The following is a 10,977-nucleotide window of genomic DNA, read 5'->3' on the forward strand; positions in this document are numbered from 1 at the left end:
ACAGCAATCGCCAGCCAAGCCATTTTCGGGGGCAACCCCCCTCGCTACAGGGGTTAGCGTGGGGTGCTGCGCAGCGAGGACGGGCCGCCGGCAATGGGGATGCGCTTGCCGCTGTCCACCAGCTTCTGACCTTGGATGCTATACAGCCCCAACTGGTGCTCGACGTTGAACTGGACGATCACGTGCTTGCTGTCGGCGCTGAACACGATGCCTTGGGAGGCTACGCCATCCGCCACTTGCGACACCTGCGTCGCCTTGCCGTTGTTGATCGCGAACAGGGTCAGGGTGCCATGGGGGCGGGCGCCGGGGTTGTCGGGGGTGAGGTTGGAGCCGTCGATCGATTGCGCGGCGATCCATTTGCCATCCGGGGAGATCGCTACGCCTTCGGGGGTCGCGGGCACGGTGAGATGCTGCACCGCACGGAACGGGGTCTTGGACACGTCGATCAGCGTCACGCTGTCCACATCTGCCGCCAGGCGCCCTTTGTAAGCCAGGCCGGCAAGGCCGACGTTGCTGACCACGGCCCAGTGGCCATCGCTGGAGGCATCGAGGGTGTAAGGGGCCACGCCCGTGCTGACGCGGTCGCCGCTGTCGATCCACTTGCCGTCCTTGAGGTCCAGCACCGCGACGCCTTGTTCGTCGCGCAGGGCCGCCAGTGCGTGCTGGCCATCGTGGGTGAACACCACGCCGGCCAGGCGTTTGCTGCTGATCTCGATAGGGTCGAGCAAGGCCACCTGCTGCCCTTCGATGCGCAGCGGTCGCACGCTGCCGTCCACACAGGTCACCAGGCCCCACTTGCCGCTGCGATCAAAGGCGACGGCCTGGGGATGGCTGCCGAGTTCGAGGTGGGTGACGGTGGCGGGTTTGGCGGACAGGTCCACCACCTGCAGGAAGGTGTCCATCAACAGCTTTTTGTTCGCCTGGTCATAACGGGTCGGCGCGGCGATCAGCGCCAACTGACCGTTCGGGCTGATGGCGGCGGCCTGGGGTGGACCCTGTATGCCGTTTTCGACCTCGACCGTCTGGTTGACCTTGGGCGGGAACACGCTGGCATCCAGCACCGTCAGGGTGTCCGGGGTGGGCTTGGCAAGGTAGGTGTCCTGGCCCTGAACGCGTTGGTACTTGCCGTCGTTCGACGAAACCACCCAGTCGGCGGCGAAGGCCGAATGCGCTGCGAACAGTGCCAGAAGGCAAGTCGAAACCGGTTTCAGCGCGAAGCGAAAAGAAGGTGCTGTCATGTGCTTTCCAGATCCATCCAGGGGTGGGGAAGCCCACTATATAGACCGCTGGATGAACCGAACTTAAAACATGTTTCAGTGGTAATAACCTGTCGAGGGCCCTATTGGCGCCGGTGGTCCAGCGCACCGCGCGCTGTCAATCCAGCTGCTCGTACAGGCGTTTGCCCATGCTGATATGGTGCTCCACGCTGTACCCCAGGGACTCGTAGAACGGCACGATCTCGGCGTTGGTGTTGACCACTTGCAGGTTGATCTTCAGGCAGCCGAGTTCGGCCAGTGCGGCTTCGGCATGGCGGACCAGCGCTTCGCCGATGCCCTGGCGGCGGTGCCCCGGATCGACGCTGACCGAGTACAGCCAACCGCGATGGCCGTCGTAGCCGGCGATCACCGTGCCGATGACCTGGTCACCCGCCATGGCGACGAAGAATAGCCGATCCCGGTGGGCCAGTTTCAGGTCGATCGAGCGGCTGGGCAGGCGGTGCTCGGTGGGGTGATCGAAGACGTTGTTCCACAGCGCGATGACGCCAGCGCGGTGCCGGGAATCGGAGTAATCGACGATAGCGTCCATGGTCAGGCCTCTTGGCAAAGAGGTGGACGCTAGCGTTTCTGTCCGGCGTTTGTCCAGTGCTCAGCGGGCGGCTGGCGCTGACTTTGCGGCCCACAGCGTGCGCGGTGAAAAGCCGGTGACCAGCGCGGTGCCGATGACCACCACCAGCGCCCCGAGGGCCGTATGCCAGGTCAGCGGTTCGGCGAGGAACAGATGCCCCCACAGAATGCCGAACACTGGGATCAGAAAGGTCACGGTCAGCGCGGAGGCGGCGCCGACCTCGGCCACCAGGCGGAAATACAACAGGTAGGCGATGCCGCTGCACACCACGCCCAAGGCCAGCACGGCGAGCAATACCGTGAGGCTCGGCGTGCTGTAGGCGGGGAAGGCCGACACCGCCGGCAGTACCAGCAAGGTCGCCGCCCACATGCTGCCATGGGCGTTGGCGAAGGGTTCGACCTTGCGCGCGGACTTGGCGTACTGCGTGGCGATGCCATAGCATAAGGCCGCGCCCAGGCCGCAGGCCATGGCCAGCAGGCTGGCGCTGGTTTGCCGGGCCGTGACCTGCAGCGGATCGATGCCCATGAGCATGGCCACGCCGATCAGGCCGAGGGTCAGGCCGGCGCTGGTCCTGAGGGACAGGCCGCGACGCTCCATGACGGCGCCGATCAGCGCGCCCCAGATCGGCGCCGTGGCGTTGAGCACCGAGAGCTGCGAGACCGACAGGCTTTGTGCGGCGATGCCGAACAGCAGGAAGGGCAGGGCCGAGTTGAAAAAACCGATGATCAGATAGTGCCGCCAGTGCTCGCGCAAGTGCAGGGGCTTGCGCATGAGCCGTGAGGCCAGCCACAGGAACAGCGCCCCCAAACCGACCCGCGCGCTGATCAGCAGCACCGGCCCGAGCACCGGTGCGCCGATGCGCATGAACAGAAAGGAACCGCCCCAGATGGCGGCGAGGGCGATGAGGCGCAGGCAGTTGGCGGCATTCATGGAGGGGACATTCCGTTGTTTTTGGAGGGTGTAGCCTAGGTGATAGGTAAGCGGCTGCGCTATCCGAATCTTGCGCCGGATGGTACCTGTAGCGAGGGGGCTTGCCCCCGAAAATCTCGCCCCCCTGACATCTCCATGGCTGATACTTGGCAGTCGGGGGCAAGCCCCCTCGCTACAGGTGGGGATTCAACCGCGCCAGGCGTTGGTGATCCTGCCGGCCCTTTTCGCGGGCAAGCCTTGCTCCCACTGTACATCTGTGGGAGCAGGGCTTGCCCGCGAAGAGGCCTTTGAATACAGCGAATATCAAATCCGCCAGACGGGCCGGCCATCGTCCGCCATGGCCCAATGCGGCTTTCGAGGCTGGATGCACACGCCGCCGATCCAACGCGCTGTATCGGCATGATCCGGCCAGTAGGCTTCACCCGCCAGCACCTGTCGCCCCAGGGCGGTCAACCGCAACGGCCGGCGCGTCCAGTGGAGTTCGGGCTGACTTTCGCTAATCAATGGCGCGGGGCCCTCGATCAGTGGTCGCATCATGACATCGAACATCATGTCCCCCAGATACGGCAGCGGTTCACGTATTTCCATCAACTCGGCGAACACGCGGCCGCAGGGCATTTCGCCGCCCTCGAGCAAGGTCTGCAAGGCCAGGCGCTCGGTCAGCGACAGGCCATCGCGCACGCTGGGCAGCTCTTGCAACTGGCGGCGCAATGCCGGTGCCAGCAACCGCAGGCTGGGGTGCTCGACTGCGGCGATATCCGCCAGCGTCAGCGGTGAGTCCGCGCAGTAGGCGGCCCAGGTGCGCCGCGCCAACGCCAGGGCCTCATCGGTGACGGGCTGGCGTTGTGGCCAGAGCCAGGCCAACAGGTCGGGCGCCAGCTGGCCGATGCCGATGAAGCGTTGCACCCCGGGCACGGCGTTGGTCTGCACCAATTCCAGACGCGCTGGCAAGCGTTCGAGGCCGGCGAGGGCGCGCACCAGAAACAGCTGGTCATAGGCATCGGCTTCGCACCACAGCACCCCAGGCGCATCGCCCAATTGCGCCAGCCGGTCGTATTCCTCATCGGTGCGCCGCTGCACATCGGCCAGCGGCAGCTTGAAGACCCGACTGATGTACTGGCTGCGTTGCGCACGGTAGGCCGCCAACGGCAATGCCTGCACCGGGCCCATGCACAGCGGGTCGGCCATCATCTGGAAGCGGCCCTTGAAGCCGGCCAGGCGCAGGCTGTGTTCGATATCGTTGCCGCAGCGCCAGTGGCAGCTGTTGGCCTCGTCACTGGCGGTGAAATCCGGCTGGCGGGCGGCAAAGTCGATGGCGTCGATATGGGCCTTGAGCTTGGGCCAGGTGGCGAAACCGCAGCCGCGGGCGATCAGCCACTGGGCGTCGGTCAGGGTCGCGGGTGCGCGCTTGAGCTGGGCCTGATGCTCGGTGGCGGTGCCGGCGTGAAGTTCTCGCAGCAGTTCCCGGGCTTGCTTCTTGAGCTGCTCGAGGTTGAGGCGGCCATGGTGGGGCGAAGAAATGCGCGGTACGGACATACGAGCTCCTTGAGTGAACCTTGTCCGCTTTAAGGTCGGGAGTCGTAGCGAGAATGAGGGTGAAGCAGGTCCTGGGCACAGCCCTTTCCGCGGATGGAGGCGCAGAGCACGCCTGACGCGGGATGATACGAGGCTGAATGAGGGAGATCAACTCTAGCGAGGGGGCTTGCCCCCGAAAATGGTGCATCAGGCACAGGTGCGTGGGCTGATACATTTTTCGGGGGCGAGCCCCCTCGCTACAGGAGTTGCGGTGTTATCCGTTGGCTTTGATCCGCTCTACCGCCACCGGGGTGAGCCGCGGGGTGAGGAAGTGAATCACCAGGATCGCCACCAGATACATGCTGCCGGCGACGATGAAGATCGGCTGGTACGACTTGAACACTTCAAGGATGTAGCCGTTGTAAGTGGTCATCAGCATACCGCCCATGGCGCCGGCCATGCCGCCGATACCGATCACTGAAGCCACTGCCTCTTTGGGGAACAGATCGGAAGGCAAGGTCATCAGGTTGGCCGACCAGGCCTGATGCGCCGCCGCGGCGAGGCCGATGATGCCGACAACCAGCCACAGGCTGGAAACGAATTGCGCGGTCACGATCGGGGTAACCGCCAGCGCGCACAGGAGCATGGTGGTCTTGCGCGACAGGTTGGCCGAGCGGCCCAGCTTCATCTGCTTCGACGAGCCCCAACCGCCCAGCACCGAGCCGACGTCGGCGAGGATGTACACGGCGATCAGCGGCGGGCCGAAGGACTTGAGGTCCAGGCCGTAGGTCTTGCCGAGGAAGTCCGGCAGCCAGAACAGGTACAGCCACCAGATCGGGTCGGTGAGGAACTTGCCGGCCGCGTAGGCCCAGGTTTCACGAAAGCCCAGCAGCTTGAACCAGGAGATCTTGACCGGTGGCGCGCCTGCCGAAATGACGCTGTCGTCGGACTGGATGTGGGCCAGTTCCGCAGGGCTGACTTTCGAGTGTTCCGCCGGGCGACGGTACATGATCAGCCAGGCGACCAACCAGAACGCGGTGACGATACCGATGGAGATGAACGCCGCGCGCCAGCCCCAGGCCAGGGTGATGGCCGGTACCAGCAGTGGGGTGACGATCGGACCGAAGGCCGTACCGGCGTTGAACACGCCGGTGGCCAGTGCCCGTTCGCGCTGCGGAAACCATTCCGACACGGCCTTGAGGCTGGATGGGAAGCTGCCCGACTCGCCCAGCCCGAGGGCGAAACGCGCCATGGCGAACTGCGTCACGGTAGTCACCAGGCCGTGACCGATGCTGGCGACGGTCCAGATGGTGAAGGCCATGGCGTAGCCGATGCGCACGCCGACCTTGTCGATGATCCGCCCGAACGTCAGGAAGCCGATGGCGTAGGCGCACTGAAACCAGAAAACGATATTGGCGTAGTCGGTTTCCGACCACTTGAGTTCAGCGGCGAGGGTGGGCTTGAGGATGCCGATCATCTGCCGATCGATGTAGTTGATGCCGATGGCGATGAACAGCAGGGCGCAGATGACCCATCGATAACGGGTAAGGCGTGATTGCGGAACCACAACGTGGGGCTGCAGCTGGGGAGGGACCTGTATTGTCATTATTGCGGCTTCCTTTTTATTGTTATTGACCGTGTCAAACCCGGCATCCATTTCATCGAGAAGCAACAGCATGAATGGACCTGTATGACATCCTATGACGGGGTCTGAGGGCTGTCAACGCGGCACATAGGGGGAAGAAACGGGCTGTTTTTGGCGTTTTTTCCTCAATGAATAGTGCAACCGCTCTAGCCCGCATGTTTGCGACTCGGAATCCGTGAATCGATCAAACAGCAGCTCGTCGGTATGACTCCCCCATGCACCGCTCCCCTGTAGCGAGGGGGCTTGCCCCCGAAAATGGTGCATCAGGCACAGGTGTGTGGGCTGATGCATCTTTCGGGGGCAAGCCCCCTCGCTACAGTGCTCCGGCAGGGTGCAGGGTCGAGGGGCATGAATCGCGATGAGCATCCGGTGGTTGCCTTGCTGCCCCAGTACTGGCACCCGCCGCCCAGTCATGGCGCGACCTTTGCATCATCGTCATCCATATCACCACCACAACCCGAACCGAACACGACAAAGGCGCCGTGTTGCCCCGCTCATAGAGCGTAGGCAACCGGCGCCTTTTTTGTTTTGCGCACAGCTTCACAGATGAGCGAGAACCCATGAACAGCACCAGCGTTCGCAGCGTGTGTCCCTATTGCGGTGTCGGCTGCGGCATCGTCATGAGCGTGGCCGACAACCGCGTGATCAAGGTCGCCGGCGACAAGTTGCACCCCACCAACGCCGGCCGCCTGTGCACCAAAGGCAGCACCTGCGCCCAGGCCATCACGGCGCCGGGGCGCATGGAGTCGGCGTTCGTGCGTCACGACCGTCAGCGCGAGCCGGCGCAGGTGGCCATCGATGAGGCCATCGCCGGCACCGCGCGCCGCCTGCGGGCGATCGTCGATGAGCACGGCCCGGACGCGCTGGCGCTGTATGTGTCGGGGCAGATGTCGCTGGAGGCCCAGTACCTGGCCAACAAGCTCGCCAAGGGCTTTGTGCGCACCCGTCATATCGAATCCAACTCGCGGCTGTGCATGGCCAGCGCCGGCAGCGGCTACAAACTGTCGCTGGGTGCCGATGGCCCGCCGGGTTCGTACGATGACTTCGATCATGCCGAACTGTTTTTCGTCATCGGCGCCAACATGGCCGACTGTCATCCGATTCTGTTCATGCGTCTGCTCGATCGGCGCAAGGCCGGGGCACGTCTGATCGTCGTCGACCCGCGGCGCAGCGCCACCGCCGACAAGGCCGACCTGTTCCTGCAGATCGCGCCCGGCAGCGACCTGGCGTTGCTCAACGGACTGCTGCATCTGCTGATCGAGAATGGCCACATCGACGCCGAGTTCATCGCGCGCCATACCGATGGCTGGGAGGCCATGCCGGCCTTTGTGCAGCCTTACACACCCGCCCATGTGGCCGCGCTCACGGGGCTGGCCGAGGCCGATATCCGCACCGCCGCGCAGTGGATCGGCGAGGCCGGTGAGTGGATGAGCTGCTGGACCATGGGCCTCAACCAGAGCACCCACGGCACCTGGAACACCAACGCGCTGTGCAACCTGCACCTGGCCACCGGTGCCATCTGCCGCCCGGGCAGCGGACCGTTTTCCCTTACTGGCCAGCCCAACGCCATGGGCGGCCGCGAGATGGGCTACATGGGCCCGGGCCTGCCGGGCCAGCGCTCCAATCAGGTGGCGGCCGATCGGGCCTTTGTCGAGCAACTCTGGCACCTGCCCGCCGGCCATCTGCGCAGTGAGGCGGGGGCCGGCACCGTGGCCATGTTCGAGGCCATGGCCGCGGGCAGCATCAAGGCCTGCTGGATCATCTGCACCAACCCGGTGGCCAGCGTCGCCAATCGTCAGCAGGTCATCGATGCATTGCGCAAGGCCGAGCTGGTGATCACCCAGGATGCTTACCTCGACACCGAGACCAATCGCTACGCCGACGTGCTGCTGCCCGGCGCACTGTGGGCCGAGGCCGAAGGCGTGATGATCAATTCCGAGCGCAACCTGACCTTGATGCCCAAGGCCGTCGACGCCCCCGGCGAGGCCATGGCCGACTGGCAGATCATCGCCCGCATCGCCTGCGCCATGGGCTATGCCGAGGCCTTCAGCTACAGCAGCGCCGAGCAGGTGTTCGAAGAGATCAAGGGCGCGTGGAATCCGCAGACCGGTTACGACCTGCGCGGGGCGAGCTATGCGCGTTTGCGCGAGGCGCCGCAGCAATGGCCCTGTGCTCCCGGCAGTAGCGGCACACGGGCGCCGATTCGCTATCTCGATGATCATCTCTGTGGTGAGGGGGCTTGCCCCCGATGCGGTCCGTCAGTGTCATATGTGGGGCTGACACACCGCATCGGGAGCAAGCCCCTTCGCCACAGGGAAGGTTCTCCAGATCTGCGTTTCGCCACCGCCACCGGCCGCGCGCAGTTCTTCGCCCGCCCGCACATGCCGCCCGCCGAGCTGCCGGACGACGCCTACCCGCTGGTGCTCAACACCGGGCGGGTGCAGCACCAATGGCACACCCTGACCAAGACCGGCAAGATCGCCACCCTCAACAAACTCAACCCCGGGCCTTTCGTCGAGGTGCATCCGGACGATGCCCGGGCCCTGGCGATCGGCGAGGGCGATCAGGTCGAGGTGCGTTCGCGCCGGGGCCTGGCGCGGCTGCCGGCGCGTATCACCGAGCGGGTGCGCCCGGGCAACTGTTTCGCGCCGTTCCATTGGAACGATGTGTTCGGCGAGCAGTGGGCGATCAACGCAGTCACTAGCGATGCCGTCGACCCGCTGTCGTTGCAGCCGGAATTCAAATACGCCGCGGTAGCCCTGCAGCGCGTCGGCTCGCCGTTGATCACGACGTCCGCTCGCCAGGACCACCCCGCCCGCCCCCAGGAGATACCCATGGTCGAAGACAGCCTGGCGCGCCTGCTCGGTCTGCAAGCGCTAGCGCCACCCGTGTTGAATGATCAGGAGCAACTCTATGTGCAGGGCTTTCTGCTCGGTCTGCACAGCGACGCTGGGCAACGCCAGCCCGGAGTGCCGACCCTGCCCGAGACTGCACCGCTGGCGCCGCAGCGGCGGCTGCTGCTCAACGGGTTGCTGGCCGGGGTGTATTCGCGTACCGGCTCACTGGCGCTGCAATCCGCTGCGGCGCTGCCTGCAGAGCCCGCCGCGCATTGGGTGCTGTGGGCGTCGCAGACGGGCAATGCCGAGGCGCTGGCCGAGCGGGTCGTCAGCCAATTGCGCGACGCCGGCCATGGAGTACGCAGCGGCGCCATGGGTGAAGTGGCGCCGAGCGAGCTTGCCGATGCGGCCAGCCTGTTGCTGATCGCCAGCACGTTTGGCGACGGCGACGCCCCGGACAATGGCGCGGCCTGGTGGACGGCGCTGCAAGGCGAGGGGGCCGGCGATTGCTCCCATTGGCGTTACGCGGTGCTGGCGCTGGGCGATTCCAGCTACGAGCAGTTCTGTGGCTTCGGTCGCAAGCTCGATGAACGCCTGCACAGCCTCGGTGCCCAGCGTCTGCTGGCGCGGGTGGAATGCGAGCCTGACTACGACGAATCGGCGAACGCCTGGCTTGCCTCGGTGCAAGCCGCGCTGGCCACTACGGCGGACAATTTCGGGGGCAAGCTCGCTCGCCACACGGACGCAGTGGCACCCACTGATCTAACCCGTAGCGAGGGGGCTCGCCCCCGAACAATCCCCCTGCCGCCACCATCCCCAGCCCCCCTCTACAGCAAACGACGCCCCTACAAGGCCCGTCTGCTGCACAACCACCTGCTCAACAGCCCCGGCACGCAGAAGGAAACCCGCCATGTCGCCTTCGACCTCACCGACAGTGGCTTCGATTACCAGGCCGGCGACGCCCTGGGGGTATGGCCCAGCAACTGCCTGACGCTGGTCGAAGACCTCCTCGCTACCCTGCGCCTGGACAGCGGCCAGTCCGTGACCCTCAAGGACCAGGGCGATATGCCCTTGGCTGTGGCTTTGCAAAAGCATCTGGATATCTGCCGCATCACCCCGGACTGGTTGCACACCGTTGCCGAGCAAAGCAACAGCGCCTTGCTCACCGAACTGCTGGCGCCCCAGCACCAGACCCGGCGCAAGGAGTGGCTCTGGGGGCGGCAACTGGTGGATCTGCTCCACGAGTTCCCGGTCGAGCTCGACGTCGCCCAACTGCTCGGCTTGCTCAAGCCCCTGCAACCGCGGCTGTACTCCATCAGTTCGAGCCCCAAGGTCACCCCGCACGAGGTGCACCTGACCGTTTCGACCGTGCGCTATCGCTGCAACGAGCGCGCCCGCAGCGGCGTGTGTTCGGGTTTTCTGGCTGATCGCGCGCAGCAGGCGCTGGTGCCGATCTTCACCCAGCGCTCGGCGCACTTTCGCGTACCTGCCGACCCCCATGCACCGATGGTCATGGTCGGCCCGGGCACCGGCGTGGCGCCGTTCCGCGCCTTTTTGCAGGAACGCCAGGCCATCGGCGCGCCGGGCAAGAATTGGCTGCTGTTCGGCGAGCAGCGTCAGGCCAGCGACTTCTATTACCGCGACGAGCTGCTGGCATGGCAGCGCGATGGTCACCTGCAGCGCCTGGACACGGCGTTTTCCCGCGATCAGGAAGCCAAGGTCTATGTGCAACAACGCCTGCTCGAACAGGGCGCGCAGTTGTGGCAATGGCTGGAGGAGGGTGGGCACTTTTATGTGTGCGGAGATGCGAGCGCCATGGCCAGGGATGTCGACGCCGCGCTGCGGCAGGTGGTGGCCCAGCATGGCGGCATGAGCGCCGAGCAGGCGCAGCAATATGTGCAGAATTTGAGCAGCACCCGGCGTTACGTGCGAGATGTGTACTGAAACGATGCATCGCGCACCTCAACGCACCGCGTTGGCCCACATCCACCCTGTAATGAGGGGCCCACATCACCATAAGCCAACCCTGTAGTGAGGGGGCTTGCCCCCGAGAGGCCAGTACTGACCCCGCGCGGTGTAACACCCCCGGCCCTTCGGGAGCAACCCCCTCACCACAGGACATAAACACGGTTTGTGAGGGGTTTAGCCCACCCGGCACATGAACAATCGCAAACCTGGCACAGATGCTGCTTTTAATCCTTCACT

General features: G+C 65.0%; 6 protein-coding genes. 1 reads left to right on the forward strand and 5 read right to left on the reverse strand.

Going from position 1 to position 10,977, the window contains the following annotated elements; translation table 11 throughout:
• Positions 1-53: 53 nt before the first annotated feature.
• From AC3WJP_RS17940 to AC3WJP_RS17960, 5 genes are all read right to left on the reverse strand, one after another.
• The gene (locus AC3WJP_RS17940) at positions 54-1,238 is read right to left on the reverse strand and encodes a WD40 repeat domain-containing protein (RefSeq protein ID WP_493723225.1); all 1,185 of its coding nucleotides are present in this window, start codon (positions 1,236-1,238) and stop codon (positions 54-56) included.
• A 136-nt stretch (positions 1,239-1,374) separates the two neighbouring features.
• A complete protein-coding gene (locus AC3WJP_RS17945) occupies positions 1,375-1,806 on the reverse strand; it encodes a GNAT family acetyltransferase (RefSeq protein WP_493723224.1) in 432 nt (143 codons plus the stop codon).
• A 60-nt stretch (positions 1,807-1,866) separates the two neighbouring features.
• The gene (locus AC3WJP_RS17950; RefSeq protein ID WP_493723223.1) at positions 1,867-2,775 is read right to left on the reverse strand and encodes a DMT family transporter; all 909 of its coding nucleotides are present in this window, start codon (positions 2,773-2,775) and stop codon (positions 1,867-1,869) included.
• A 303-nt stretch (positions 2,776-3,078) separates the two neighbouring features.
• Positions 3,079-4,311 (reverse strand): DUF1835 domain-containing protein, encoded by a 1,233-nt coding sequence (locus tag AC3WJP_RS17955; RefSeq protein WP_493735683.1) that lies wholly within the window; start codon positions 4,309-4,311, stop codon positions 3,079-3,081.
• Positions 4,312-4,564: 253 nt separating this feature from the next.
• On the reverse strand, positions 4,565-5,896 hold the full coding sequence (locus tag AC3WJP_RS17960) for an MFS transporter (RefSeq protein ID WP_493724002.1): 1,332 nt from the start codon (positions 5,894-5,896) through the stop codon (positions 4,565-4,567).
• Positions 5,897-6,495: 599 nt separating this feature from the next.
• On the opposite strand from AC3WJP_RS17960, the gene AC3WJP_RS17965 reads away from it, so the two are divergent.
• Positions 6,496-10,716, forward strand: a complete 4,221-nt coding sequence (locus AC3WJP_RS17965; RefSeq protein ID WP_493724003.1) for a bifunctional nitrate reductase/sulfite reductase flavoprotein subunit alpha — start codon at positions 6,496-6,498, stop codon at positions 10,714-10,716.
• The last annotated feature ends 261 nt before the right edge of the window (positions 10,717-10,977 follow it).

It is taken from the genome of Pseudomonas sp. GW821-FHT01A09 (assembly GCF_058986725.1).

Coding starts and splice junctions, on each gene's coding strand:
- AC3WJP_RS17940 (WP_493723225.1), bottom strand. CDS start 1,238: ATGACAGCACCTTCTTTTCGCTTCGCGCTGAAACCGGTTTCGACTTGC.
- AC3WJP_RS17945 (WP_493723224.1), bottom strand. CDS start 1,806: ATGGACGCTATCGTCGATTACTCCGATTCCCGGCACCGCGCTGGCGTC.
- AC3WJP_RS17950 (WP_493723223.1), bottom strand. CDS start 2,775: ATGAATGCCGCCAACTGCCTGCGCCTCATCGCCCTCGCCGCCATCTGG.
- AC3WJP_RS17955 (WP_493735683.1), bottom strand. CDS start 4,311: ATGTCCGTACCGCGCATTTCTTCGCCCCACCATGGCCGCCTCAACCTC.
- AC3WJP_RS17960 (WP_493724002.1), bottom strand. CDS start 5,896: ATGACAATACAGGTCCCTCCCCAGCTGCAGCCCCACGTTGTGGTTCCG.
- AC3WJP_RS17965 (WP_493724003.1), top strand. CDS start 6,496: ATGAACAGCACCAGCGTTCGCAGCGTGTGTCCCTATTGCGGTGTCGGC.